This is a genomic window from Streptomyces sp. MMS24-W38, from assembly GCF_059889265.1.
The window spans coordinates 7,165,384-7,188,838 of the sequence record NZ_JCBCPP010000001.1; the positions used below are offsets into that span (position 1 = coordinate 7,165,384).

Annotated in this window: 25 protein-coding genes and 3 pseudogenes; 13 read left to right on the top strand and 15 right to left on the bottom strand. The window is 72.7% G+C overall.

Annotated elements, in window-relative coordinates:
- The first annotated feature begins 88 nt into the window (after positions 1–88).
- Entirely contained in the window at positions 89–1,015 is a 927-nt protein-coding gene (locus AC6F7H_RS31650) for an SDR family oxidoreductase (RefSeq protein WP_500761195.1), read from the top strand.
- A 47-nt stretch (positions 1,016–1,062) separates the two neighbouring features.
- A complete protein-coding gene (locus AC6F7H_RS31655) occupies positions 1,063–1,860 on the top strand; it encodes an SDR family NAD(P)-dependent oxidoreductase (RefSeq protein ID WP_500761197.1) in 798 nt (265 codons plus the stop codon).
- Positions 1,861–1,912: 52 nt separating this feature from the next.
- On the opposite strand, the gene AC6F7H_RS31660 is transcribed toward AC6F7H_RS31655, so the two are convergent.
- Positions 1,913–3,115, bottom strand: coding sequence for a Gfo/Idh/MocA family protein (locus tag AC6F7H_RS31660; protein WP_500761199.1), 1,203 nt, complete (start codon positions 3,113–3,115; stop codon positions 1,913–1,915).
- Between the two features lie 324 nt (positions 3,116–3,439).
- Between AC6F7H_RS31660 and AC6F7H_RS31665 the strand changes: the two genes are divergently transcribed.
- The gene (locus AC6F7H_RS31665) at positions 3,440–3,625 is read left to right on the top strand and encodes a hypothetical protein (protein WP_109378756.1); all 186 of its coding nucleotides are present in this window, start codon (positions 3,440–3,442) and stop codon (positions 3,623–3,625) included.
- Between the two features lie 49 nt (positions 3,626–3,674).
- Here the strand turns inward: AC6F7H_RS31665 and AC6F7H_RS31670 are convergent, their stop codons facing one another.
- On the bottom strand, positions 3,675–5,030 hold the full coding sequence (locus AC6F7H_RS31670; protein WP_500761201.1) for a S1 family peptidase: 1,356 nt from the start codon (positions 5,028–5,030) through the stop codon (positions 3,675–3,677).
- A gap of 203 nt (positions 5,031–5,233) precedes the next feature.
- On the opposite strand from AC6F7H_RS31670, the gene AC6F7H_RS31675 reads away from it, so the two are divergent.
- Positions 5,234–5,620 (top strand): PPOX class F420-dependent oxidoreductase, encoded by a 387-nt coding sequence (locus AC6F7H_RS31675; RefSeq protein WP_363038439.1) that lies wholly within the window; start codon positions 5,234–5,236, stop codon positions 5,618–5,620.
- A 28-nt stretch (positions 5,621–5,648) separates the two neighbouring features.
- Here the strand turns inward: AC6F7H_RS31675 and AC6F7H_RS31680 are convergent, their stop codons facing one another.
- Positions 5,649–6,071, bottom strand: coding sequence for a Zn-ribbon domain-containing OB-fold protein (locus tag AC6F7H_RS31680; RefSeq protein ID WP_500761204.1), 423 nt, complete (start codon positions 6,069–6,071; stop codon positions 5,649–5,651).
- A 235-nt stretch (positions 6,072–6,306) separates the two neighbouring features.
- Here AC6F7H_RS31680 and AC6F7H_RS31685 point away from each other — a divergent pair, with 235 nt between their 5' ends.
- Complete coding sequence (locus AC6F7H_RS31685) at positions 6,307–7,158, top strand: ATP-grasp domain-containing protein (protein WP_500761206.1); 852 nt, start codon at positions 6,307–6,309, stop codon at positions 7,156–7,158.
- Between the two features lie 73 nt (positions 7,159–7,231).
- Positions 7,232–7,960 carry a peptidoglycan-binding domain-containing protein gene (locus AC6F7H_RS31690; RefSeq protein ID WP_500761208.1) on the top strand — a complete coding sequence of 243 codons (729 nt, stop codon included), beginning with the start codon at positions 7,232–7,234 and terminating at the stop codon, positions 7,958–7,960.
- A 33-nt stretch (positions 7,961–7,993) separates the two neighbouring features.
- Here AC6F7H_RS31690 and AC6F7H_RS31695 read toward each other — a convergent pair whose 3' ends face one another.
- The 4 genes and pseudogenes from AC6F7H_RS31695 to AC6F7H_RS31710 form a co-directional block, all read right to left on the bottom strand.
- Positions 7,994–8,266, bottom strand: a complete 273-nt coding sequence (locus tag AC6F7H_RS31695) for a hypothetical protein (protein ID WP_500762167.1) — start codon at positions 8,264–8,266, stop codon at positions 7,994–7,996.
- Positions 8,267–8,307: 41 nt separating this feature from the next.
- A pseudogene (locus tag AC6F7H_RS31700) lies at positions 8,308–8,932 on the bottom strand (phospholipid carrier-dependent glycosyltransferase); the annotation flags it as partial.
- Positions 8,933–9,122: 190 nt separating this feature from the next.
- On the bottom strand, positions 9,123–9,626 hold the full coding sequence (locus tag AC6F7H_RS31705) for a GNAT family N-acetyltransferase (protein ID WP_500761210.1): 504 nt from the start codon (positions 9,624–9,626) through the stop codon (positions 9,123–9,125).
- A gap of 86 nt (positions 9,627–9,712) precedes the next feature.
- A complete protein-coding gene (locus AC6F7H_RS31710) occupies positions 9,713–10,375 on the bottom strand; it encodes a nucleoside/nucleotide kinase family protein (protein ID WP_500761212.1) in 663 nt (220 codons plus the stop codon).
- A gap of 60 nt (positions 10,376–10,435) precedes the next feature.
- Between AC6F7H_RS31710 and AC6F7H_RS31715 the strand changes: the two genes are divergently transcribed.
- The 3 genes and pseudogenes from AC6F7H_RS31715 to AC6F7H_RS31725 all read left to right on the top strand — a co-directional run.
- Complete coding sequence (locus AC6F7H_RS31715; RefSeq protein ID WP_500761214.1) at positions 10,436–11,206, top strand: HAD-IA family hydrolase; 771 nt, start codon at positions 10,436–10,438, stop codon at positions 11,204–11,206.
- Positions 11,207–11,337: 131 nt separating this feature from the next.
- Positions 11,338–12,849, top strand: coding sequence for a hypothetical protein (locus AC6F7H_RS31720; protein WP_500761216.1), 1,512 nt, complete (start codon positions 11,338–11,340; stop codon positions 12,847–12,849).
- A gap of 125 nt (positions 12,850–12,974) precedes the next feature.
- Positions 12,975–13,445: pseudogene (locus tag AC6F7H_RS31725) on the top strand (DUF5709 domain-containing protein); the annotation flags it as partial.
- A 129-nt stretch (positions 13,446–13,574) separates the two neighbouring features.
- Here the strand turns inward: AC6F7H_RS31725 and AC6F7H_RS31730 are convergent.
- The 3 genes from AC6F7H_RS31730 to AC6F7H_RS31740 all read right to left on the bottom strand — a co-directional run bounded on the left by AC6F7H_RS31730 (position 13,575) and on the right by AC6F7H_RS31740 (position 16,348).
- Positions 13,575–13,781: a hypothetical protein gene (locus tag AC6F7H_RS31730; RefSeq protein WP_500761218.1), complete on the bottom strand. Its 207-nt coding sequence runs from the start codon at positions 13,779–13,781 to the stop codon at positions 13,575–13,577.
- Between the two features lie 200 nt (positions 13,782–13,981).
- Positions 13,982–15,178, bottom strand: coding sequence for a glycoside hydrolase family 64 protein (locus AC6F7H_RS31735; protein ID WP_500761220.1), 1,197 nt, complete (start codon positions 15,176–15,178; stop codon positions 13,982–13,984).
- 267 nt (positions 15,179–15,445) lie between these two features.
- On the bottom strand, positions 15,446–16,348 hold the full coding sequence (locus AC6F7H_RS31740; RefSeq protein ID WP_500761222.1) for a Gfo/Idh/MocA family protein: 903 nt from the start codon (positions 16,346–16,348) through the stop codon (positions 15,446–15,448).
- 201 nt (positions 16,349–16,549) lie between these two features.
- Between AC6F7H_RS31740 and AC6F7H_RS31745 the strand changes: the two genes are divergently transcribed.
- Complete coding sequence (locus AC6F7H_RS31745) at positions 16,550–16,810, top strand: DUF5133 domain-containing protein (protein WP_500761224.1); 261 nt, start codon at positions 16,550–16,552, stop codon at positions 16,808–16,810.
- A gap of 50 nt (positions 16,811–16,860) precedes the next feature.
- Here AC6F7H_RS31745 and AC6F7H_RS31750 read toward each other — a convergent pair whose 3' ends face one another.
- Positions 16,861–17,832, bottom strand: coding sequence for a GlxA family transcriptional regulator (locus AC6F7H_RS31750; RefSeq protein WP_500761226.1), 972 nt, complete (start codon positions 17,830–17,832; stop codon positions 16,861–16,863).
- 188 nt (positions 17,833–18,020) lie between these two features.
- Between AC6F7H_RS31750 and AC6F7H_RS31755 the strand changes: the two are divergent.
- Together AC6F7H_RS31755 and AC6F7H_RS31760 are read left to right on the top strand one after the other, a co-directional pair.
- Positions 18,021–18,487: pseudogene (locus tag AC6F7H_RS31755) on the top strand (hypothetical protein).
- Between the two features lie 172 nt (positions 18,488–18,659).
- Positions 18,660–18,875: a hypothetical protein gene (locus AC6F7H_RS31760; RefSeq protein WP_202276909.1), complete on the top strand. Its 216-nt coding sequence runs from the start codon at positions 18,660–18,662 to the stop codon at positions 18,873–18,875.
- 50 nt (positions 18,876–18,925) lie between these two features.
- Here the strand turns inward: AC6F7H_RS31760 and tgmB are convergent, their stop codons facing one another.
- From tgmB to AC6F7H_RS31775, 3 genes are all read right to left on the bottom strand, one after another.
- Complete coding sequence (gene tgmB / locus AC6F7H_RS31765; RefSeq protein WP_500761228.1) at positions 18,926–19,909, bottom strand: ATP-grasp ribosomal peptide maturase; 984 nt, start codon at positions 19,907–19,909, stop codon at positions 18,926–18,928.
- A 16-nt stretch (positions 19,910–19,925) separates the two neighbouring features.
- Positions 19,926–20,117 carry a putative ATP-grasp-modified RiPP gene (tgmA, locus tag AC6F7H_RS31770; RefSeq protein WP_500761230.1) on the bottom strand — a complete coding sequence of 64 codons (192 nt, stop codon included), beginning with the start codon at positions 20,115–20,117 and terminating at the stop codon, positions 19,926–19,928.
- 119 nt (positions 20,118–20,236) lie between these two features.
- The gene (locus tag AC6F7H_RS31775) at positions 20,237–20,560 is read right to left on the bottom strand and encodes a YkvA family protein (protein ID WP_500761232.1); all 324 of its coding nucleotides are present in this window, start codon (positions 20,558–20,560) and stop codon (positions 20,237–20,239) included.
- Between the two features lie 224 nt (positions 20,561–20,784).
- Here AC6F7H_RS31775 and AC6F7H_RS31780 point away from each other — a divergent pair, with 224 nt between their 5' ends.
- Complete coding sequence (locus AC6F7H_RS31780; RefSeq protein WP_500761234.1) at positions 20,785–22,134, top strand: hypothetical protein; 1,350 nt, start codon at positions 20,785–20,787, stop codon at positions 22,132–22,134.
- 56 nt (positions 22,135–22,190) lie between these two features.
- On the opposite strand, the gene AC6F7H_RS31785 is transcribed toward AC6F7H_RS31780, so the two are convergent.
- The gene (locus AC6F7H_RS31785) at positions 22,191–23,399 is read right to left on the bottom strand and encodes a hypothetical protein (RefSeq protein WP_500761236.1); all 1,209 of its coding nucleotides are present in this window, start codon (positions 23,397–23,399) and stop codon (positions 22,191–22,193) included.
- Positions 23,400–23,455: the final 56 nt, after the last annotated feature.

The following is a 23,455-nucleotide window of genomic DNA, read 5'->3' on the forward strand; positions in this document are numbered from 1 at the left end:
CCGGGAAACCGGAAAAGGCGACAGAGGATGTCCGGCTTACCCGTCACTCTCGTAGCGACAGCAGATCGCTGATGGCGGGAGGCCGGACATGCCGGAGCAGTGGGCAGCATCGTTGAAGGACAAGGTGGCGCTGGTCGCCGGGGCGACCCGGGGAGCCGGACGGGGCATCGCCGTCGAACTGGGCGCGGCGGGTGCCACCGTCTACGTCACCGGACGCAGCACCCGCGAGCGGCGCTCCGAGTACGGCCGCCCCGAGACCATCGAGGACACCGCCGACCTGGTCACCGAGGCCGGCGGCAGGGGCATCGCCGTCCCCACCGACCACCTGGACCCCGACCGGGTCAAGGCCCTCGTCGACCGCATCGCCGACGAGCAGGGCCGCCTCGACGTCCTCGTCAACGACATCTGGGGCGGCGAGCACCTCTTCGCATGGGACACCCCCGTCTGGGAGCACGACCTCGACAAGGGGCTGCGCCTGCTCCGGCTCGCGGTGGAGACCCACGCCGTCACCAGTCACCACGCCCTGCCGCTGCTGCTGAGCCACCCCGGCGGGCTGGTCGTCGAGGTCACCGACGGCACCGCGGACTACAACCGCGACACCTACCGCGTCTCCTTCTTCTACGACCTCGCCAAGACGTCCGTCCTGCGCATGGCCTTCGCCCTCGGCCACGAACTCGGTCCGCGCGGCGCCACCGCGGTCGCGCTCACCCCGGGCTGGCTCCGCTCCGAGATCATGCTCGACGAGTTCGGCGTACGGGAGGACAACTGGCAAGACGCCCTGACCCGCGTCCCCCACTTCGCCATCTCGGAGACCCCGCGCTACGTGGGCCGGGCCGTCACCGCCCTCGCCGCCGACCCGCGGGTGTCCCGCTTCAACGGCGCCTCCCTCTCCAGTGGCGGCCTCGCCCGGGAGTACGGCTTCACCGACCTCGACGGCAGCCGCCCGGACGCCTGGCGCTACCTGGTCGAGGTCCAGGACCCGGGCAAACCCGCGGACACCACCGGCTATCGCTGACGTCCCGCCCCTCCCAGGACGACCGTCCGGCGCAGTAGCGTTCCCGCATGACGACGGACACAGGGCGCTTCGCGGGACACGGCATTCTGATCACGGGCGCGGCCCGTGGCATCGGGGCGGCGACCGCCCTGAGGTTCGCACAGGAGGGGGCACGTGTCCTGGTCGCCGACGTGGACGGCGCCGAGGCCGGGCGCACCGCGTCGGCGCTTTGCGAGCGAGGCCTGTCGGCCGAGGGCGTCGCCTGCGACGTGGCGGAGCGCGCGTCGGTCGAGGCAGCCGTCGCGCATGCCGTGGACACCTTCGGCTCACTCGACGTCCTGGTCAACAACGCCGCCCACTGCACACCGGACGCCCCCCTCTTCGAGGACGAGCCGGACCAGGCCTGGGCCCGCGACCTCGACATCACCCTCACCGGCGCGTACCGCTGCTGCCGTGCCGCGCTCCCGCATCTCGCCGCCTCTGGCCGGGGTGCCGTCGTCACCATCGGTTCCGTCAACGGCGTCCAGGACTTCGGCAACCACGGTTACAGCGCGGCCAAGGCGGGGCTGGCCTCCCTCACCCGTACCCTCGCCGGTCACGCCGGGCCCCGGGGCGTCCGGGTCAACCTCGTCGCTCCGGGCACGGTGCGCACCAGGGCGTGGGCGGGCCGGGACGAAGCCCTCGCGGCGGTGCGCGGGCTCTACCCGCTGGGCCGGGTGGGCGAACCGGAGGACATCGCGGCCGCCGTGGCCTTCCTCGCCTCCCGCGACGCGTCGTGGATCACCGGCACCACCCTGGTGGTCGACGGCGGTGTCACGGCGGTCAACTCGGGATTCCGCCAGGCGCTGGCGGGGCCGGAGAGCTGAGCCGGGCACCCGGTGCGGCGGGGCCCGGCTCACGGGCCGAAGGTCCGTTAGGTCAGAGGGGCGGGGCGTCGCCGAAGTCCGGGATCTCCAGCCTGACGCCGCCCTGCAGCGCGGACTGGTGGGCGGTGATGCCGGGCAGCGTGTAGCGGGCGGCGACCCAGGCGTTCACCGGCGGCAGGGTGCGGGTGTTCACCGCGGTCACGAAGTCGTCCGCTAGGAAGTGGTGACTGCCCTCGTGGCCGTTGGCCAGGTGGTCGAACGCGCGCGGGAGCCGGGCGCGGTCGTGTACCGCCGCCGAACCGGAGGTGAAGGCGGCGCGCAGTTCCGGCGCGATGTGCTCGAGGGAGGGATCGTCGGGGGGCAGCGTCGGCTTGGGCTCCAGCAGCTCGGTGATGTCCTGGACCCCGCTCTTGTCCTGCCACAGCGCGACCGTGGCGAGCTGCTCCATGCTCGCCTCCGTGCCGAAGAACCGGAACCGCGATTCCCTGATGTGCGAGGGATAGCCGACCCGCCGGAACTCGTTGGTGCGGAACGCGCCGCCGCCCGCCACCTCGAACAGGGCGGTGGCATTGGAGAAGTCGTTGTCGAACTGGCTGATCTCCCTCTCGAAGACGCCGTCCCCGCGGTCGTCCCTGACTCCGATTGCGCAGACCCCGACCGCGTGCGTCCGCCAGGCCCCCAGCACCCCGCCCACCGCGTGCGTCGGGTACAGCATCGGGGGATAGCTGGCGGTGGCCTTCCAGTTGTCGCCACCGCTGTACCGGTACGCCTCGTAGAAGCCCAGGTCCATGTCGTGGACGTAGTCGCCCTCGGCGTAGAACAGCCGCCCGAAGGCACCGGCGGCGATCCGGTCGCGGGCGTGGACCGTGGCCGGGTGGTACTGGCTGGTCTCACCCATCATGTACGTCAGTCCGGTCTTCTTGACCGCGTCGATGATCGCCGCGATCTCCTCCGTACGGATCGCCATGGGGACCGCGGAGTACACGTGCTTGCCCGCGTTCAGGCCCTGGAGCACCAGGGGCCCGTGGGTCCAGCGCTGGGTGAAGATCGCGACCGCGTCGATCCGCGGGGACTCCAGCATGGCCTCGTACGAGGGGAAGGTGCCGGCGAGGTCCTGCGCGGTGACGAGCCGCTGGGCCCGTTCGGGCAGCAGGTCGGTGACGTGGATGTCACCGACGCCGGGGTGCGCCTGGAACAGGGTGGCGAACTGGCCCGAGAACTGGCCGGCGCCGACGATACCGAGCGAGAACGTCATGGCGAGCGTGCCCTTCACTGGGAGTGAACGAGGTCGATCCGCGACGCGTGAGCGGTGATCGAGACCGCGGTGCCGTGCGGAGTGCCGGAGAACACGATGCCGTAACGGCCCTCTTTTTGTTGCTACTTGTCCGACATCGACCCGTTCGCGCAAGTCGCCGGGAGGAGTGGGGCGGGGTGGGTCGCGAAGGGGCGGGCGGCGGTCCGGGATGTGAACTCCCCAGCGTTGCACGGCAGATAGACGTGATCAGTAACACTGTCCGTCATGTCCGATGTGCCGGGCCTCCCCGTCGTTACTCACGCGGCTTTCACATCCGGGGGTCGTATGCTTCACAGCATGTCCACCACTCTTGAACCCTCCTCCGAGCGATCGGCTGCCGAGGTCAACGAGGAGATTCGGGCCCTGTGGCTCCGGTCGGGCGGGACACTGAGCGGCGAGCAGCGCGCGGAGTACCAGAGGCTCGTCCAGGAGTGGGCCTCGGCCCTTCCGCGGCGGGCCGAGGCGGCCTGAGCACCGCGCGGGCCCGCTGCCCCTCGCCCACGCTCCTCCCGAACGGGGCCTAGCCCCACGTCGCCGAGTAATGACGCCGGTACGCCTTGCGGTCCTGCTCCGTGCGGATCCAGCGGGTTGCCACCAGCGCCGCCAGACTGCCCCCGATGACCAGCGTGCCGGGGCCGACCGCACGGGGGTCGGCCAGGCGGGACAGCACGGTCGACGCGGCGTCCTCCGTCGCCGACGAGCCCGGTGACGCGGCGTCCGGCGCCACCGCGCCCTGCGTCGCCGGCGGAGCCGCCGTGTCCGAGCCGTCGCCGGCCTTCGGGGCCACGATGAGATTCACCTTGAGCTGCGACAACGCCTTCGTGACCGGCTGGAAGAACGTCGTACCGCCCGCCTGCCGACAGTCGCCGCTGCCGCCCGAGGTCACACCGAGCGCGATGCCCTCGGAGAACATCGGACCGCCGCTGTCACCGGGCTCGGCGCACACATTGGTCTCGATGAGCCCGCTGACCGTGCCCTCCGGGTAGTTCACCGTCGCGTTGAGCGCGGTCACCTCCCCGTCGCGCAGCCCGCTGGTGCTGCCGCTGCGGAAGATCCGCTGGCCGACCTCGGGATCTCCCACCCCTGTGATCCGTACGCCCCGTCCGTCACCGATCGCCACCACACCCGCGCCCTCGCCCGCCCGGCCGCCGTCGTACTCGATCAGGGAGTAGTCGTCGCCGGGGAAGCTGCCGCCGACCGTGATCCCGACCTTCTGCCTGCCCTGGTCGTCGGCGAACCAGACGGATCCGTCGGGTCCGCAGTGTCCCGCCGTGAGGATGAAGTCACGCTTGCCGTCAGTCACGTTGAAGCCCGCGGAACAGCGCCCGGCGGTCGACAGGATGGGCACCGCCCCGTTGAGCCGGGTGGTGAAGGTGCCCTCGGTGCGCTCCATGCGGACGAATCCGCCCACCCCCTTCGCGACCCGGGTCAGCTCGGACCAGTCGTCCGCGGACACCGTGCTGTCGCCGCGGACCACCACCTCGTTGGACCGGTAGTCCATGGACCAGGCCGTTCCGGGTACGCGCGGTGCCGAACGCAGAGTCCGCGTGGCCGACTTCAGGTCGCGCATGCTGTGGCGCACCATCTTCGGGTCGGCGCCGGCCTTCCGTACCTCGGCCGCCGCCTTCTCGTCGGTGACCGCGACGACCGTCCGCCCCTCGGCGTCGAGCCAGCTGCCCGCGGTGCGGGAGGCGCCGAGCCGGGAGACGAGTTCGGAGCCGGGGCCGGTGGCCTCCTCGGCGGCGTAGGGAACCGTGTCCGGCTCCGGTGGCTCACTCGCGACGGCACGGGTCACCATCGTTCCTCCGAGGAGGAGTCCGCCGACGGCTGCCAGCCGTGTCACTCGCCGGACGACCCGTCGTCGTGCGTGCCTCATGCATGACTCCCGAACCAGAACAGCGCGGTGCGAACACCGCGGGGCCTCCCCTGAGTCGAGCGCCCTCTCTCCATACGCGCGCGGGCCCCGCCGTGTTCACCGCCGCCGTGATCCGAAAATATGCGGCTGCGTCGGCCGAGCACATGCCGCCGGCCAGGCCCTGGGCGGGCGGGAGGGCGTGGGCAGGTTCTAGACTGCCGGGTATGGGCGACACGTCGTGGGAGCGGCTCGGAGCGGGAAAGTACCTGTTGGTCACCAGCTACCGGCGCAACGGAACGCCGGTGGCCACCCCGGTATGGGTGGTGCGGGACGGGGAGGCGCTCGGGGTCTGGACCGTCGCCGACTCCTGGAAGGTGAAGCGCGTCCGCGCCCGCGCCGACGTCCTGGTCGGCCCCTGCGACATACGGGGCACCCCGACCGGCGACCAGCTCCCGGCCACCGCGGAGATCTGTGATCGGGCCACCACCGCCCGCTATCGCGAGCTGATCGCCCGCAAGTACGGTCTGACGGGGCGGCTGACGCTGCTCGGCAGCCGCCTGCGCCGGGGCCGGGACGGCACCGTCGGAATCCGCATCACCCCGACTGCCTGAGCGGTTTTGAACGGTGCCCGGTGAGGCGTCAGGTCCAGGCCCGGTAGGGCTCGTCGACCAACTGGAAGACCGGTTCGCCCCGTACGGGGTCCTTGGCCGTGGACAGCCGTACCCGGTCGCCGCCGTGGATGCCGATGGGCGGGCCCATGACCCGGCCGCGCACGACGAAGCCCTCGGCCATCTCGACCAGGGACACGTTCCGGGCCGCCGGCGTGTTGCGGTGCACCACCGTGGAGTGGCGGACCATTCCGACGCCCGTGCTGCGCTCCGTGCGCAGGTCGCTGCCCTGGCAGACGGGGCACAGCAGCCGTTGGTACACGGCGGTACCGCACCAGGTGCACCGCTGGAAGGTCATGGCCTCGATGGAGGCGGAGGTACCGCTCTGGGGTTCGAGCAGATCCGTCGCGGAGCCGGCTGCCTGCTGAGCCACGTTTCCTGAGTGGTGATACACGCTGGTCAACTCCCTGCACTCGGCCGGAAATCCCGCGTGCGCGGTCGCCCGGCACGCTCGTGCCGGTCTGCCGCAGCACCGCGCACGACCACAGAGTATGGCACTCAGTGCCGCCCGTAAAGGCACTCAGTACCACAGTCTCTGCATGTGGACGTGCCCGGTGTGCCCCGGCGCCGTACCCAGGAGCGGGTGCCGTTCATATGATCAGGGCGCCGTCGTCCCCGAGGAGCCCCGCATGGCACCCGCGCGTCCCCACCTTCGATCCCGCCCCCGTCTCCTGTACGTCACCGACCTGGCCTACCCGGCCCGTGGGCGCCGCTACGGCGACGAGGACGTCTTCCTCACCTCCCGGCTGCGCGAGGACTTCGACCTGGCGCTGTGCCACCCGCGGGACGCCGCCGCACTGCTGGACGGCTTCGACGCCGTCGTGGTCCGCAACAGCGGTCCCGTGCTGTCGTACCAGGACGCCTACCGGGCCTTCCGTGAACGGGCCACGGAGACCGGCACGCCGGTCTACAACCCGCTCACCGGGCGGGGTGACATGGCCGGCAAGCGGTACCTGCTCGAACTGAGCGCCGCAGGCCGCCCGGTGATCCCCACCGTCGACCGGACGGAGGACCTCGACCGGCTGCCCGCGGCGGACCGGTACGTGGTCAAACCCCGGCTCGGCGCCGACTCCATGGGGCTGCGCATCGTCGGCCGGGACGCCGTGGGCGACCTGGTCGACGGCAATGTCCTGGTGCAGCCGCACATCGACTTCGCCTACGAGGTCTCCTTCTACTTCGTCGACCACGACTTCCAGTACGCCCTGTACTCCCCGCGCACCGACCGGCGCTGGCAGTTGGAGCCGTACCGGGCCACCCCTGGCGACCTGGAGTTCGCCCGGCGGTTCGTCGAATGGAACGCCCTCGACCACGGCATCCAGCGGGTCGACGCCTGCCGTGCCCCGGACGGTGAACTGCTGCTGGTCGAGCTGGAGGACCTCAACCCGTACCTGTCTCTCGACGCTCTGGACGAGGCGTCCCGGGAGACGTTCGTGTCCGCCGTGACGGCCTCCCTGCACCGCTTTCTGCGCGCCGCGGGCTGAACCTCCGCCGCTTGCCTCCCGTATCCCTCCCCGTGGGCGGCTCCGCCCTCGCGCGGAACGGAAGGAGAGCGGTATGCCGACGCCGTCCGACCCAGGGCAGCCGCACGACGGCCCGCCCCTGGAACCCGTCCGCGTCCTGCGCCCCCGCCGCACGGACGCGCTCGCGGAGATGTTCCGGGAGTTCGAACGGGAGGAACGGGAGAGGTTGGGTGACGGGGGAGACTACGAGTCCGTCACCCTGCCCCGGCCGCAGACCGGTGCGGAGGACGAGACACAGGAACTCCCGCCCGTCGCCCCCGAGCCGGCCGGTCGGCCACCGGCACCCGCCTCCGGCCCGGTGCACGGCCCTGCGCGGAGCCCCGCACCCGGGCCGGCGGTGCGGCGTGCCGCTGTGGCGGTCGCCGTGGCCGCGGCGGCGGTGCTCGGGTTCGGCGGCGCTGTCCTGCTTCTCGGCGCTCTCGGCGTTCTGAGCCCTCTGGGCCACGACGCCGACGACCGTGCCGCTTCCGGCGTCAGCTCCTCCGCGAGCCCTTCGGCGAGCGCGCCCGCCACGCCGCCCGAACCGGCCCCGACGGGACCCGGATTCCTCAGCGAGGGCGATGTCGGGCCCGAGGTGACCGAACTCCAGGAAAGACTCCTGCGCATCCCGGACGTCTACCGCGACGGCGCCACCAGCGGCCGCTACGACGCCATCCTGACGGCGGCCGTCGCCCGTTTCCAGCTCTGGTACGGCATCCAGGGCGACGAGACCGGCGTCTACGGAGACGACACCCGCCTCGCGCTGGAGTCCCGTACGGGGTGACGCAGGGCGCCGGCCCCGCACGTTCCGTCGTGGTCAGCGGCCCGATTCCAGCAGGGCCCGGGTGACCGCGCGCACGCTGCGCGCGATGTGCTGCAACTGCATGACCTCGGCCGCGTACAGCTTGATCGTGTGCTCGATGACCCCCTCGTGCAGGCCCAGCCGGGGCAGATCGGCCCGTGCGGTCTGCAGGGCGGTGCGTGCCGCCCGGATCTCGTGCTCGACCTGGATCTGGGCGTGCCGGGCCGGCAGGACGGGGTGCCGGCGGTGGCGACCAGGCTTGAGCGATACCGAGCGATACCGAGCGATACCGAGGGCTGCCGGGTGACCGGTGTGCGCACGGGCCCGCGTCACCGCCGGTAGAGGGTGATGGAGTGGCCGACGTCGTCGACCGGGCGGCTGCTGTCGATCAACTCGGCCAACCCGCCGGTCGCCTTGGCCGCCGCCGAGTCCGACACGGCGAGCACCCCGTGCACCCGGCCCGGTGGCACCCGCAGCGGATCGGCGGCGCGGACGCCGTGGTACGACGGCACCCCGCTGCCCTTGTACACCAGCCAGATCCGCTCACCCCGGTACCGCTCGCGCAGTCGGCCGGCGAGTCGGCCGAGGTCCTGGCCCCAGCCCACATTGGAGTCGTGCAGCCGCAGCCGGGTCTTCGCCGGGCCGCCGAAGGCCTCGTTGGAGTACGGCAGACAGTACGGATACGCCCGCAGCGAGCCGGCCGCAAGGAACGCCACCAGCACCGCGGTGACCACCGGCGCCCACCGCCACCGCAGGACGAGCACGCACCCCGCCGCCACCGCGAGGAACATCGGCAGGAACAGGGCGTACCGCGTGCCGAAGTCCCGGCTGCCGTACATGGCGGCGGTCAGCAGCACAGCCGAGGGCCGCCGTCAGGTAAGGCGCCGCAGGCCGCAACCCCCGCACCGCCACCACCACGACGGTTCCGGCGGTCCACAGCGCGAGCGCGCCGAGCCGACCACGGCCGCCACCGCGGGCACGAAGCCCCGCTCACCCCCGCCGGGCGACGCCCGCTGCTGCCCGCGCCCCACCGGAAGACGGCTCATACCGCCCCACTCTCGCACCGCCGCACCCCGGCCGGGTGCCGAGTGGCCGGTGAGGCGCGCCGCTCCTTCGGGCAGGCCCGGGGCGTGCCCGTCGAGTGTCAGTCAGCGCGCCCCACGAGGACCGGCGCGTGAGCGGCGAGGTCCGCCAGCGGGGCGCCGCTCAGCCGGCACACCGTCCAGTTGTTCAGGAACTCCGCCCCGAGTGACCGGTAGAAGCCGATCGCCGGCTCGTTCCAGTCCAGCACCACCCACTCGAAGCGCTCGAAACCGTTCTCCCGGCAGATCGCCGCGAGGGCGGCCAGCAGTGCCTTGCCGTGCCCGGCGCCCCGGGTGTGCGGGCGTACGAAGAGGTCCTCCAGATGCATCCCCCGGGTGCCGGTCCAGGTGGAGAAACGCGGGAACCACAGGGCGAAGCCCACGATCCGGCCATCGGCGTCGTCCTCGGCGATCAGGACGGACGCGGCGGGGTGCGCGCCGAACAGCGCCTCGCGCAGCTGCTCCTCGGTGGCGCGGGACTGCTCGGTGGCCTTCTCGTAGGCGGCGAGTTCGTGGATCATCGCACGGATCTCGGGGACGTCGTGCTCGGTGGCGGTTCGGATCATGGACCGGAGCATGGATCACCGGGCCGTGCCGTGTCCACCGGGAGTGACTCGGTGGACGGCCCGAGCCGGTCAGGGCGGCAGCGCACTCATGCCGCGGTGCCCACGCGCGGCACCGCGGCCGCCGGCACCACGAGGTCGGCGCGGTGCCGGGTCGGGGCGACGAGTTCGGCATTGGGCTGGTCCGAGCGAAGGGTCCAGGCCACCGCCTCGTCATGGAGCTTGCCGAACTCCTCGTGGCGGGCCACCAGCCGGTGCAGCCGCTCCTCCTCGTCCAGCTCGCAGAACCACACCTCGTCGAGCTGCGGCCGGACCCGGGCCCAGGCGCCGGTGTCCAGCAGCAGGTAGTTCCCCTCCGTGACCACCAGCCGGGCCGTCGGCGGCACCGGCACGGCCCCCGCGATCGGCTGCTCCAGCACCCGTTCGAAGCCGGGCGCGTACACGACGTCGTCGTACGCCTCCTCGCGCAGGCGTCGCAGCAGCTCCGCGTACCCGGCGGCGTCGAAGGTGTCCGGGGCGCCCTTGCGGTCCCGGCGGCCGAGCCGGTCCAGTTCGGCGTCGGCGAGGTGGAAGCCGTCCATGGGGACGTGCGCGACCCACGGCTCCCCGGTGCCGTTCAACTCCCGCACCAAGTGCCCGGCGAGCGTGGACTTGCCGGAGCCAGGGCTGCCGGCGATGCCGAGCACCGCGCGTCGGCCGACCCCGGTGAGGGCGCGGGCGCGGCTGAGGAGATCGTCGAAGGTCGGTGTCACGCGGACGAGTGTGTCACCCGCGCTCCCCGTGTTCGCCGCCGAGCGGGGAAGGTGTCCGGTATGACGGATCTGGGTCTGCCCGAGAACATCCTGGCCTGCCTCTTCGACCTCGACGGCGTCATCACCAGGACGGCCGTCGTCCACGCGGCGGCCTGGAAGGAGATGTTCGACGCCTTCCTGCGCGAGCGGGACGGCGCCGGCTTCCGGCCCTTCGACGCCGGCGCCGGTGACTACGCCAAGTACGTCGACGGCCGTCCGCGTGCCGACGGCGTACGCACCTTCCTCGCCTCCCGCGCCATCGAACTGCCCGAGGGGGAACCCGGGGACCCGCCCGGCGCCCCGACCGTGCACGGGCTCGGCAACCGCAAGAACGAGCTGCTCCTGGAGCGGGTCCGCACCGGCGGTGTCGACGCCTACGGCGGCACCCTGCGTTACATCGAGGCGGCCCGCGCTCGCCGACTGCGCACCGCTGTCGTCTCCGCCAGCGCCAACTGCCTCGACGTGCTGCGCGCCGTCGGTGCCGAGCACCTCTTCGACGTCCGCGTCGACGGCGTGGTCGCCGCCGAACGCGGCCTCCCGGGCAAGCCGCGCCCCGACACCTTCCTCGCCGCGGCCCGGGACCTCGGCGTGCCTCCCGGCCGGGCCGCCGTGTTCGAGGACGCGCTGGCCGGCATGGATGCGGGCCGCGCCGGTCACTTCGGATACGTGGTCGGCGTGGACCGCGTCGGACGGCCGGACGCGCTGTACGCCCACGGCGCCGACCGGGTCGTGACGGACCTCGAGGAGCTCCTCGGGGAACCGGGGGAGCGGCGGCCCCCACGGACGGGATGAGGCGAACGGCCGTACTCCGCTCCATCCGCCTGCCCCTTGTGGGTTAATTTGTCCTTGTTTGCGCGGTTCGTATGCCGGCGTCTCGCCGGAGCAAGGGACGCAAGGGGAGCAAGGGACGCGAGGGGCGGACGATGGCCGACGGAAGCGGTCTCCTCCTCACCGGAGGACGGCGACGCGCACACACGTCCCCGGGCGTGCCCCGTCCGGCCGCCGGCACCGCACCGCTCGTGGCCCTGGCCGCCGTCTTCACCCTCGCCCAACTCGTCCTCGTCCGACCGGACCTGGGACTCGGCTGGGACGAGGTCGTCTACGTCAGCCAGGTCACGTCCCACCGCCCGGCCGCCTTCTTCAGCGCCCCGCGCTCCCGCGGCGTCTCGCTCCTGGTGGCGCCCGTCGCGTCCTGGTCCTCGTCCACCGTCCTGCTGCGCGTCCACCTCGCCCTGCTGTCCGGCCTCGCCCTGTACCTGGCGCTGCGCGCCTGGCGCGGTCTGTTCCCCACCCGCGTCCTGGTCACCGCCGGAGCCTTCTACGCCTCCCTGTGGGTGACCCTCTTCTACGGCCCTCAGGCCATGCCCAACCACTGGGTCGCGATCGGCGCCCTGATCACGGTCGGCTCCTTCCTGCGGTACCGCGCCGACCGCTCGGCGCGCGGCGCGCTGTGGGGCGTCGTGGCGGGGGCCGCGCTGATGGCGTGGATGCGGCCCACCGACGCCGTCTGGGTGACGGTCCCCCTGTTCGTCCTCGCCCTGGCCGGCCGTCACTGGCGGCTTCTGCTCGCGTCGGCGGCGGGTCTCGCGGTGGGTGCGGTCGAATGGGTGGCCGAGGCCTACGCGGGATACGGCGGCCTGGGGAAGCGGCTGGCCGAGGCCTCCCGTGTCCAGGGCGGGCTCGGCTGGCACATGGCCGTCGACGACCAGCTGCGCAGCCTGGGCGGACGCGGCCTGTGCCGTCCCTGCACCGGGCCGATGCCCCACCCGGTGATCACCCTCTGGTGGTTCGCCCTGCCCCTGCTCGCCGCCGTCGGAGTGGTCGTCGCCGTACGGGCGCGGCGTGTCCTGCGTACCGTGATGCCGCTGGCCTGCGCCACCACGGCCGCCCTCCCGTACCTGTTCATGATCGGGTACGCGGCACCCCGCTTCCTCCAGCCCGCCTACGCCCTGCTCGCGATTCCCGTCGCCGACGGACTGTGGCACCTGGCCGGAAAACCGGCCGGAAAGCGGCGCCCGGGAGGGAGCCGGCGGCCGGTCGCGGCGGCACTGGTCGCGCTCGCCCTGACCGGCCATCTGGCGGTACAGCTGGCCGTCCTGGTGCACACCGTCGACCGCAACGCCGAAAGCCGCCGTGACTGGACCCGCGCCGCCGGCGAACTGCACCGGCTCGGCGTCCGCCCGCCCTGTCTGATCACCGGCCACGAGGCCGTCCCCGTCGGCTACTACACCGGCTGCTCCTCAGGCGAGACCAGCGGGAGCAACGAGAACATCACGGTGTCGGAGATCCTGCGCACCGCCGACCGCGTCCCCGTGGCCGCGCTCACCGGCCCCGGCGGTGTCCCGCCCGACTACGCGCGGCCCTGGCCGGTCCACCGGATCAGCGACCTCGAGGTCCGCATCGCCCCGGCACCCCGGCAGGACGCCTCCGGCTGACGCCCGGACCCCCGGGGACGCGGCAGGGACCCGCACGCCGAATCGGGGTGTGGGCGGCGCACAACGGGAAACGCGGATCAACACCTGAGAGGAACGAGTCGGCACAGCGTGACAGGGAGGAAACCATGGGTACCGATCCGATGGCGGACGACGTGTACCAGCCCACCGGAGGCAACGAGGAGCAGGAGGACGCCGCGCCCCTCGACCGGCAGGACGCCGTCGACGAACGGACCTATGACGACATCCTGGACGAGGGCTACTCCCCGCCGGAGAAGCCGCTCGGCGTGACCCGGCACGGCACCACGGCCGCCGAACAGCACGAGGGCGAGACCCTGGACGAACGGCTGGCCCAGGAAGTGCCCGACACGTCCGCGCCCGGCGGGGACGACGTGGGCGACCTCCCCGGGGGCGAGGGCGAACCGGTCGACCCGGAGGCCGGCACCGAGCGCGCCGGACGCCTGGTCGCCCCGGACGAGGGCGTCCGTGCCGACAGCACGAAGGAGAGCGTCGCCGAGGACATCGGCATCGACGCGGGGGCCGCCGGCGCGGAAGAGGCCGCCGTGCACGTCGTGGAGGACGAAACGGCGTTGCCGGAGGGCCGGGACGGGGATCGGGGACAGAGCCGGGACAGGACCTGCCCCGGTCTGATCCGCCCCGGCCCGATCGGGCCCGGCCTGCTCCGTCCTGGCCGATCAGGACGGGCATGACGGAGCCGGTCCCGGGGTTCAGGGAAGCAGCTTGTCCAGTGCGGCGGGTCCCTCCTCCGCCAGTTTGCGCTTGGCCCATTCGAGATTCTGCGGGGTGAGATCCTTGCCGGAGGCAAGGACGAGGTCCTCCGGCGACACGTCGGTGCCGGTACGGGCGTGGAGCAGGCCGTCCGGGGTGGTGCGGTCCTCGGACGGCCTGGACCCCTCGGGCTGTGACGTCGACATCTTCTGGCTCCTCGGGTCCGGACGTTGTAGCGGCCCCGGTGCGGTCATCGGGTCCGATATCACCATTCAACGCGGGGGCCCGCCGTGCATCCGGAGCACGCGGGGCACCGCCTCGAAGGGCCGCTCCTCACGTGCAGGAGTACCTTTCCCGGCCCGCGGAAAACACCGCGAAGACCGCCGCCCGGGCTGCTCCGAGGCGTCTAGAAGGGCGACAGCGTCAGGCGCAGGCCGGTGGGGGCCGTGTCCTGGATGTAGGAGGCGAAATCGGCGACGTCGTCGAAGGCGAAGCCGTAGGCCTTTCCGTCCTCCGTGGCCGTGTGCACGGCCTTGGAGTAGTGGTTGGTGAGCTCGGTCCGGTAGAAGGCCGAGGCGTCGGTGGTCGGCTGGTCGGGGTGGCCGAGCAGCGTCGAGCGGTTGAAGCCGGCGCCGAGCACGGCGGCGACCGGGCCGGTCGTACCGTCGTTGGGGGCGGCGAGCGCTCCGTCGCAGAAGAGCACGTCCCGTGTGGACGGCTTGCCGAAGGAGACCTGGGCGGGCCCGCCGAAGGTGAACCGGTCGCCGCGCACCCGGCCGGTGAAGGTGCCGGCGTCGGTGGTGACCTTCAGGTCCCGGCCGGTGTAGGTGCTCCACACCTCGTCGATGTACGGGGCGAGATAGTCCTCGGCGAACAGCCCCGAATCCAGTCCGTGTCCCGGCGCGATGATCCGGGTGTCGTCCACGACGAGCCGCGAGAACGCCTCCACCTGCCTGAGGGCGCTGAAGACGGCGCGGCGGCCCCCCTCGCGGAAGGCGCCCGTGGTCTGGTCCTCGGAGCCGGTGAGCCGGATGCCGAGCGGCACGCTGAACATGTCGACCATCGTGGTGTTGCAGAACATGCCCGCGGAGTTGTAGGTGAACTCGGCACAGTCGTGCAGCACACCGTAGTTGGGGTCCGAGGTGACCCAGCCCGCCGGGTACTGCAGCGCCGCGTCGCCGTTGCCGTCCGTGACGGCCTTGAACTTGAGCTTCGCACCGAGGGCCACGTAGACACGGCCGGACATGTACGGCAGGGACAGCTTGGTCTCGCCGCTGCCGGCCAGGCTGATCGCGTAGTCGGTGAAGCCGTCGGCGCCGTTGTCCGACAGAGAGATCGGAGCCAGGGTGCCGTCGGGGGTTACCCGTACCTGACGGCCGCCCTGGTTGCCCACGATGTAGAGGCGCACGCTCGCGTTGTCGAAGGAACCGCTGTTGTTGACGATCGTCAGCGGGAGGGGGCCCGCGGCGGCCTTCGTGTCGGCAGGCGTCTTCGCGAGGGCGTGGGGGGCGAACGCGGCGACGGCGGGCGCGGCCACGGCTGCCCCACCGAGAGCGAAGAGGACCTTCCGGCGGCCGAGGGAGCGCTGGTGACGGGGAGTCATGTGGGGGTCTCCTGAGGTGATCGTGGGGGTTCTGGACGGCGTCGACCCGGCCTGGGACCTTGGGGCGTGGAGCGCTCCAGGGGGGTGAGAGCGCTCTCAGGCCGTGCGTCGGCGCCGACGCACGGCCTTGATGGTACGGACCGGAACGACCCCCGCCAACGGGTCCGACTTGTCCCTGGATCCGCCCCGACCAGCGGTTACTTGAACGGCGTATGAGAACCCCACGATTGCTTAAGCGCTTCTTAAGCGTCGTTCAAGCCGGGGGCATCAGCGGCCGGGTTGGGCCGTTCCGCTGTCGAGCAGGGTCTCCGCGGTGGCCAGGATCTCGGTGACGCGGAGCGCGAACGAGGCGTCGCAGGGGTGCGGCCTGCCGGTGTCCGCGGCGGTGAGGAGCGCGTCGACGGCCCGTCCGAGGGCGGGGACCGCCCCGTGGGCCGTCTTCGGCAGGACGGTCACGCCTGACTTGCCGCGGAGCTCCACGGTGGCGCCGGCGGCGGCCGGGGGTGCGGTCAGGCTCAGGGTGACGGTGCTCGAAGCGTCGCTCGTGTGCTCCAGTACGAGATGGACGGTGTCGCCGGGGCCGCGCGCCGCCGCCGACACCCGCCGGGCGTCGCCGAGCAGGGGCAGCAGTACGGACAGGGCGTGCGGGCCGACGTCCCACAGCGCGCCCTTCTCCCGCCGCCAGGGCGAGGCCGCGAACGGGCTGTCGCCGGAGGTGAAAACCGACCCGAGCCACTCCGCCCGCGCGGTGAACCAACTGCCCACGCCGGCCTGTTCACTGATCCACGCCGCCGGTTCGGGCTGGAAGCGGGTGGTGAAGAAGACCACGGAGGCGACCCGCGCCTCCTCGACCGCCTCCGCCACCGCCCGCCCCTGCGCCACCGTCGGGGCGAGCGGCTTGTCGAGCAGCAGATGGCGTCCCGCTCGCGCCGCACGGACCGCGAGGTCGGCCTGCACGTCCGGGGGCAGGGCCACGGCGACGGCGTCCACGTCGGCGATCAGCGCGTCGACGTCGTCGTACGCGCGCGTTCCGTACCGGTCGGCCAGTTCCTCGGCGGCGTCGAGGCGGCGGCCCCACACGCCGGTGAAGTCGAGGTCCTGGTGCCCGCTCAGCGCGGGGGCGTGTGCCGCCTGTGCCCAGGGGCCGGTGCCGAGCAGTCCGATACGCATGCCGTCGCTTCTCCCGTGCCGTGTGTCCGCCGCCGGCCGGTGGTGCCCGGCCCCCTGTCGGGCTCGAGCGTGTCATACCGGCCGGGGCGGCGGGGTGCCGGGTTCCTCGCCGATTCCGACCAGTTGAGCAAATGGGGTGAATGTTTCGGTGTGGTCCGGGTAGGCGCCCGTCACACTCAGAGACCAGAGAGAGGCGCTTTCGTGCTGGTACCGGATCCCAAGAGGGTCAGACAGTTGCTGACGCGTTACGCGACGCTGCGGATCGCGCAGGCGGAGCGGTACTCGCCCGTCGCGGCGCGCGAGTTGGAGGACATCACGTACACGCTCTGCGTGATGACGGGAACGGTCGGCATCCGCGAGGCCGTCGCCCGCGCGGACGCGCTGCTCACCGTGGAGCGGACCGCGGCGGACATCCGGACCACGGGCGCGGACGAGGAGAGCGGCCGGTCGTTGGTCGGGTGACGGCTCCCGGGCTGTGTTTCGCCGCTTCGCCGAAGCAGGCAGGTCTCCGGCTACGAGCCGTTGCTCGCGACGGGCCGTCGCCCGTGGAACGCCGACCGATACGCATACGGTGTGGTGCCCACCACCTTGCGGAACCGCTCGCGGAACGCCGTGGGCGAGCCGAACCCCGACTGCTGGGCGATCCGTTCGACGGTGTAGTCGCTGTTCTCCAGCAGGTACTGTGCCCGTCGCACCCGCGCCCGCAGCAGCCACTGCACCGGCGTGGTGCCCGTCTGCTCACGGAACCGGCGGCCGAAGGTGCGCTCGCTCATCCCGGCGCGCGCCGCCATCGCCCCGAGGGTGACCTCGTGCGCCAGATTGTCCTCGAGCCACTCCAGAAGCGGTTCCAGGGCCGACCCGCGGGGCACGGGCGGGTACTGGTGCACGATGAACTGGGCCTGCCCGCCCTCCCGTTCCAGCGGCATGACGGACATTCGGGCCGTGTTCGCGGCCACGGCCGAGCCGAGGTCCCGGCGGATCATGTGCAGGCACATGTCCAGTGCGGCGGCGGCGCCGGCCGAGGTGAGGATCTGCCCGTTGTCTACGTAGAGCACGTCGGGCTTCACCTCGACGCGCGGAAAGCCACGGGCCAGCTGGTCCGCGGCCACCCAGTGTGTGGTGGCGCGCAGTCCGTCCAGCAACCCGGCCTCCGCCAGGACGAAAGCGCCCACGCACACCGAGGCGATCCGGGTGCCCGCCTCGGCCGCCCGGCGCAGCGCCGCGCGGACGGCGGGGGAGAGCGGCGCGGCACCCTCGGCGCAACCCGGGACGATGATCGTGTCGGCGTCCACCAGGGCCTCCAGCCCGCGGTCGACGCGCAGGACCAGCCCGCCGTCCGCCACCACCTCGGGTGTCTCCGCGCACGGGCGCACCCGGTAGGCGGGCCGGCCGTCGGGCAGCTGCGTCCAGTCGAAGGTCTGCATGGGGGCCGCCATGTCGAACGGTATGACCCGGTCGAGCAGCAGAATCGCCACGGAGTGCATGAACGCCACGATAGACGGGTTCCCGCCGGCGACATGAGCCGGGGCGGCGGTACGGCGACGGTCGGGAGGGCAGCTCGGCGGTGTTGGCGGGAATCCGTTGGAAGCTGTCGATCCGGACCCTGGGTGATCGTCCCCCGGGCCCCTAACGTGGGCCCGGCACCGCTGACCACACCAAGGAAAGAGCCCCGGTGACCAAGTTCCTGCTGTCCGTCCACGTCCTCGCCGCCATCATCGCCGTCGGTCCCGTGACCGTCGCGGCGAGCATGTTCCCGCCGGCCGTGCGCCGAGCCGCCGAGGGTGGTGGGCCCGCGGCGACGGCGGTGACCACGGTCGGAGTGCTGCACCGCATCTGCGGGGTCTATGCCGGACAGGAATCGCGGTGCCCGTTCTCGGGCTCGCCACCGCTCTCGCCATGGGGGTCCTGGGCGACGGCTGGCTCATCACCTCCATCGCCCTGACGGCGGCCGCCGCGGGCGTCCTGATCGCCTTCGTCCTGCCCGGTCAGGAGGAGTTCGTCGAGCAGGTGGCGGAGGGCCGCTCCGTCGACCGGCAGGCCACGGTACGACTGGCCATGTCCACCGGTGTGTTCAACCTGCTGTGGGCGACGGTGACGATCCTCATGATCGTTCGCCCCGGCTCCACGACGGGAGCCTGACCGGGCCGGACCGCGCCGGGTCCGGCCGGACCGGGGCTCGCGTCGGCTGCCCCTCCTGTCCCGGTCTGCGTCAAGTCGTACGGGCGATTTCCCACTTCATGGTGTCCGGGCGCCTACACTCGGCAGTCGCGCCCCCGCTCCGGGGGCGACGAGCAGAGAGGCGCGTTGCCGGGTGTTCCAGGATTCCCCCATCTACGACCGACTCATCGCGGAATGCGGCGATGTGCCCGCGCAGGTCCGCAGGGAGGCCGAACGAGTGAGCAGGGAACTGGAGCTGGTCATGCGGCCCCTGCAGTCGTCCGGGTACACCCCGGGCCTCGACCGTCCGCAGTCCCCGGGCAACGGCTGGCAGCGCACCGCCCTGTTGCCCGGCCCCCGACCGCACTGACCCGGAGGAAGGGCCCGTACCACCGCGCCCAGGCGTGGTGGTACGGGCCCTCAGCGCGCCGTGGTGCGCATCCCGTTGACCCCCGGAGTCTCTTGGGGGGCGGGCCGGGCCAGCCACTCGGCGACGGCGCGGGCGATCGGCTGTCCCGTCTCCACCTCGACGAATCCGAACTGACCCGACTGGTTGCACTCCAGGAACCACCATGTTCCGTCCGCGTCCTCGGCGAAGTCGAAGGCTCCGTACGCCAGTTCGGCCTCGCGTAGATAGGCGTGGACGGCGTCGGCGGTGCGTGGCGGCACGTCGACCGGCTCCCAGGGGGAGAGGGATGTGGCGAAACGCACATCGACCTCCGTCGGTTCCGCGTCCGGGGCCGTCGTCTTGCGGGCGGCCAGCAGGCGTTCGCCCACGACGGTGAGCCGGATGTCGGCCCGCTTCGCGATCCGCCGCTGGAGCAGTGTCGGTCCGAACGCCACGGCGGCGAAGTCGGTCTCCGGTGCCACCCGGCTGGTCGGAACGGCCCGCGGCGGGTCCTGCGGATGTGCTCCGGAAACCGGTTTGACCACCAGGTCCGGGAAGCGCTCCGCGAACTCCCGGGCGGCGCGCGGGAAGGTCGTGATCACCGTGGCGGGCACGGGCAGGCCGCAGCGCTGGGCCAGTCGTAGCTGCCATGGCTTGTGACGGGCCTGCCGGGCCGCGTCCGGATGGTTCATCCAGCGGGCGTCCGAGCCGCGGAGCATGCCGTAGAGGGCCTGGGCGGCCTCCTCGGTCAGCCACGGAGACGGCCGGGCCGCCCGTCCGGCCGGGGTGCCCGGCCTGCGCACCCACACGGACCGCAGCCCGCCGATGCTCACCAGCCGCCCCCCGGCGGAGAGATGGCCGCGGAAGCGGCCGTGGACGTATTCACCCGAGAGCGAGACCCCGCCGGTCAGGTCTGCCGGGTCGAGGCGCACCACCGGCACCCCGGAATCGTGCAGATGCACGATCACCATGTCGGCGGTCACGTCCTCTTCACAGGTGAGGATCAGTACGGTCATCGTCTGCGGTCCATGGTCAGTCGTCGAAGTGGGTCTTGGACCCCGCGGTGGACGTCGTGGTGCCCACCTCCAGCAACAGTGCGTGATCGCAGGCCGCCACCCGTCCGTCGACGAGTACGTTCAACTGCAGCCCAGAGTCGTACACATACGGAGTGGTTACGACCAACTCCGGTGCCGGACGTGCGTAGTTGAGCGCGAACGGTTGCATCGTCTCTCCCTCGTCGGTACCGCGCCGACCAGCGACGGGCCACTGCGCGCCGCCGCTTGGTCCGCCGACTTGTTTTGGCTTCCAGAGACTTATACGAATCGAACGGGTGGTTGGTTTCCTTACGGAGCGTAGTCATCGGCGGGTTCACGGTCCGGTCGCCGGGGCGTCGCCCCGAGGGAACGTGCGCCGAGGGAGCCGCGCATGGTGCGCAGGGCGAGCAGCAGTACGCCGATGTCGTCCAGATAGACCGGGTCGGGCAACAGGTCGGCCGGCAGCACCAGGTAGAGGACCGCACCCCAGAACACCCAGCGTGGGCCGGTGGGCAGACCGGCGTCCCGCAACGCCCGCCGGGTGCGGACCAGCCGCACCAGGACGGCCACGGCGCAGGCCAGCACGGCGGCCGCGACGACGGCGGCGACGAGTACCACGGTGGTGGTGTCCACGGGGTGTCCTCCTCCAAGCGCGGCGAGGCAACGGTCTCTCTGTCTGGATGCCCGGTAACGGCCCCGGCTATGGCATCCGCCGGACGCATGGAGCATTACAGGTCATACCCATGGCCCAGCCGAGTGGCCGTGCGGGGCGAGGGCGCCTAGTAATGGTCCACGTAACGTCGCTCGTCGTACGTCCGGGGCGAGGAGCGGCCTCAGCCTTCTTCATGGAGCCGAGCATGACCACCTGCTCTTCATCACCCTCCTCGAACACCTCGAACGGATCCGCGATACCCGCCGGGACGGACCCGGCCCTCCCGCCGGCACCGCCGACGATGCCCCCTCCGTCCGCCCCGACGGTCTCCGCCACCGGCACCGGCCTGCTGGACCCGGTCCCGCTCAGCACCGGGGACGCCGTCGGCGGCCTGATGTGCGCGGCGGTGTCGGACCGCCCCCTGGAGGAGGTCGCCGACCTCATCACGTCGCTGGCACGCTCACCCGAGCACACGCCGGCCGTGGTCGACGCCCTGCGCGCCGTCGGAGTGGGCCGGTCCGTGGAGGACGTCGCCCGTCTGGTCGCCCTGCTGACGCGGCCGCCCCGCGACGCCGACAGCGCCGACGAGGTGATCCGGGCCGCGGCGGCGCACCGTCCCGTGGCGGACGTGACCCGGCTGGTGGCGCTGCTGCAGAACGAGGAACTGGCACCCCACTGCCGTGAGGAGGCGCTGCGGGCCGCAGCCTCCGGCCGCTCCGTCGAGGAACTGATCGAGTTGATAGACCGGCTGGCCGCGCAGGAGCCACCGGAACGCTCCGGCAGCCCGACGACGGTCCCGTCGGCCCCGTCCCGTTCCGAGGACGACCACGGCGACCAGGACGACGACGCGTACGGAGACCGGCACCGAGCTCCGTACCGAGCCGGGAACAGCGGCCAGGACGGGGGCGGGGCCCGGAGAGGCATCCGGGACGACGAGGAAGCCGGGGACGGGCGCGGAACGACGCCGGAGGCCGGGTACCGGACCGGCCACCGCGGTGCCCGGGGCGCGGCGGCCCTGCGCTCGAGACACCGGATCAGGCACCACCGGCCCCGCGCGCGAACGGGGCAGGGCACGCGGCCCGACCGGAGACCCGGCGGCGCCGCCCCCGAGCGCGCGCCCGAACAGGCGGACCGGTCCCTGACCTGGTCCAGCTGGCTCGCCGCGGTGGCTCTCGCCCTGTGCGCGGTGGCCCACTTCCCCCCGCACTGCGACGGTTCCGCACTGGGCCTGCACGCCTTCACCGTCGGCCTGTCGGTGCTCTGCACGGCGCTGGCCCTGATCCTGGTGGTGCGCCCCGGCGCGCTGGTGCTCGCGCCGGCGGTCGTCGTACCCGCGGCCCTGGTCGGGGCGCACGCCTACGGCCCGTCCTTCCCGTCCGTCTTCCTGTCCCGAGCCGTCCGCCTCGCGCTCGCCCCGCAGTGGCTGGCCAGCGCGACGGCCGTCACCGCCGCGCTGCTGGCGCTGGCGGCCCTGCTCGTCCGGGTGGCGTCCCCGTTCCCCGGCAGGCACTGGGCGGTGTGGCCGGCACCCGGGACACACCGGATGCCGGACTGAGCGCGTGCCGACCGAGGAGGGACGCCGGGTTCACCGGGCACGGACCTGGAAAGGCCCTACGGGCCCGAAGCCGCCGACTGCCTGTCGGCGGCGGGCGGGGCCCCGCGCTCCTCCTCGTCGGCCGACGGGCGACGCGCCGCCCTGGGACCGAACTTCAGGCGCTCCAGCGTGCGCGTCAGCTGCCGCACGGGCGACGGAGCCGGCGTACCGCCGGGCGGCAGGGCGCGGGGTCCGGAGGCCGCGGCGGACTCCCGGTAGGCGGCCAGCGCCTCGTGCGCGCTCTCGGCCGCCTCGCGGTACAGGTCGCGGGACTTCGTCATGGCCTCCAGCGCGTCGGCGTACATGGCGACCAGCCGGCGCTCGCGGGCGAGCTCCTCCTCCAGGGTCAGCAGACGCCAGTCCTCCCGCAGCGCGGTCAGGGCGGCCTCGGCGCCGTCCGGCAGCGGACGCGGCAGCGCCGCGAACCGGCTCACCGCGTCGACCAGCTCGGCGGGGCGGGTGCCGTCCAGGAACACCGCACGCACCGAGAACTCCCCGGCGTCGTAGCCGTCCGGGACCGGCCCGCCGGGCAGGACCACCGCACCGCCGCGCGGCACCTCGACACCGGAGTCCCGCAGCGCCCAGTTCACGACCCGCAACTGGTGCGGCGCGGCCCGGTGCTCCACCACGCGATGCCGCAGCCCCGACGGCAGCCAGTGGGCGAGCGGCAGCCGGCCGCGGTCGTCCGTGGTCATCGCCTCGTGGACGACCACGTGGATGTTCCACCCGTTCCCGTCGGCGCTCCGCGCGCAGTCGCGCAGCAGCCGCCGTACGGCCTTGTCGTCCTCGGGCAGTGGATTGATCTCTCCCAGCCGCAGTCCCGTGGCCGCGTCGTGGTTCCAGTCCGCGTCCGGGTCGTCCAGGGGCCAGAACATACCTGCGGGGGACGGCCATGTGTGGTCCCAGGGCTGCTCGGCCTCGGCGACCAGGATCCAGCGCTGTCCGTCCCCCTCGGCGGGGCCGACGCTCAGCCGGGCGCGCACGGTCACCGCCCCGGCGACCCGGACACGGGCCTGGAACACCCGGTCCGGCGTGTCGTGCCGCGTCTCGTGCCCGGCTTCGGGCACGTCGTCGGGCACTTCCAGGAAGGCGTCGACGCCCCCGCCGCCCTCCAGCCGGGGCAGGGTGCGCCGGAGCACGTCCAGCGCTGAGGCACCGGTGTGCCGGCCGGCGGTCAGCCAGACGGACGGAGGGATCGTGGGGCGGGCTGTGCGTGAGGTAGGCATGGGTCCAGGGGTGAACGGGGGCACGTGTTCCTGCCATTGTCGTCGCTGTCGGACGG

Excerpts from the sequence above, each read along its gene's own strand:
- AC6F7H_RS31665 (WP_109378756.1), top strand. The coding sequence starts at position 3,440 with ATGCTTCACAGCATGTCCACCACTCTTGAACCCTCCTCCGAGCGATCG.
- AC6F7H_RS31740 (WP_500761222.1), bottom strand. The coding sequence starts at position 16,348 with ATGCGTATCGGACTGCTCGGCACCGGCCCCTGGGCACAGGCGGCACAC.
- AC6F7H_RS31685 (WP_500761206.1), top strand. The coding sequence starts at position 6,307 with ATGGCACCCGCGCGTCCCCACCTTCGATCCCGCCCCCGTCTCCTGTAC.
- tgmB (WP_500761228.1), bottom strand. The coding sequence starts at position 19,909 with ATGACCGTACTGATCCTCACCTGTGAAGAGGACGTGACCGCCGACATG.
- AC6F7H_RS31660 (WP_500761199.1), bottom strand. The coding sequence starts at position 3,115 with ATGACGTTCTCGCTCGGTATCGTCGGCGCCGGCCAGTTCTCGGGCCAG.
- AC6F7H_RS31655 (WP_500761197.1), top strand. The coding sequence starts at position 1,063 with ATGACGACGGACACAGGGCGCTTCGCGGGACACGGCATTCTGATCACG.
- AC6F7H_RS31750 (WP_500761226.1), bottom strand. The coding sequence starts at position 17,832 with ATGCACTCCGTGGCGATTCTGCTGCTCGACCGGGTCATACCGTTCGAC.
- AC6F7H_RS31690 (WP_500761208.1), top strand. The coding sequence starts at position 7,232 with ATGCCGACGCCGTCCGACCCAGGGCAGCCGCACGACGGCCCGCCCCTG.
- AC6F7H_RS31705 (WP_500761210.1), bottom strand. The coding sequence starts at position 9,626 with ATGATCCGAACCGCCACCGAGCACGACGTCCCCGAGATCCGTGCGATG.
- AC6F7H_RS31785 (WP_500761236.1), bottom strand. The coding sequence starts at position 23,399 with ATGCCTACCTCACGCACAGCCCGCCCCACGATCCCTCCGTCCGTCTGG.
- AC6F7H_RS31650 (WP_500761195.1), top strand. The coding sequence starts at position 89 with ATGCCGGAGCAGTGGGCAGCATCGTTGAAGGACAAGGTGGCGCTGGTC.
- AC6F7H_RS31780 (WP_500761234.1), top strand. The coding sequence starts at position 20,785 with ATGACCACCTGCTCTTCATCACCCTCCTCGAACACCTCGAACGGATCC.
- tgmA (WP_500761230.1), bottom strand. The coding sequence starts at position 20,117 with ATGCAACCGTTCGCGCTCAACTACGCACGTCCGGCACCGGAGTTGGTC.
- AC6F7H_RS31670 (WP_500761201.1), bottom strand. The coding sequence starts at position 5,030 with ATGAGGCACGCACGACGACGGGTCGTCCGGCGAGTGACACGGCTGGCA.
- AC6F7H_RS31730 (WP_500761218.1), bottom strand. The coding sequence starts at position 13,781 with ATGTCGACGTCACAGCCCGAGGGGTCCAGGCCGTCCGAGGACCGCACC.
- AC6F7H_RS31720 (WP_500761216.1), top strand. The coding sequence starts at position 11,338 with ATGGCCGACGGAAGCGGTCTCCTCCTCACCGGAGGACGGCGACGCGCA.
- AC6F7H_RS31735 (WP_500761220.1), bottom strand. The coding sequence starts at position 15,178 with ATGACTCCCCGTCACCAGCGCTCCCTCGGCCGCCGGAAGGTCCTCTTC.
- AC6F7H_RS31675 (WP_363038439.1), top strand. The coding sequence starts at position 5,234 with ATGGGCGACACGTCGTGGGAGCGGCTCGGAGCGGGAAAGTACCTGTTG.
- AC6F7H_RS31715 (WP_500761214.1), top strand. The coding sequence starts at position 10,436 with ATGACGGATCTGGGTCTGCCCGAGAACATCCTGGCCTGCCTCTTCGAC.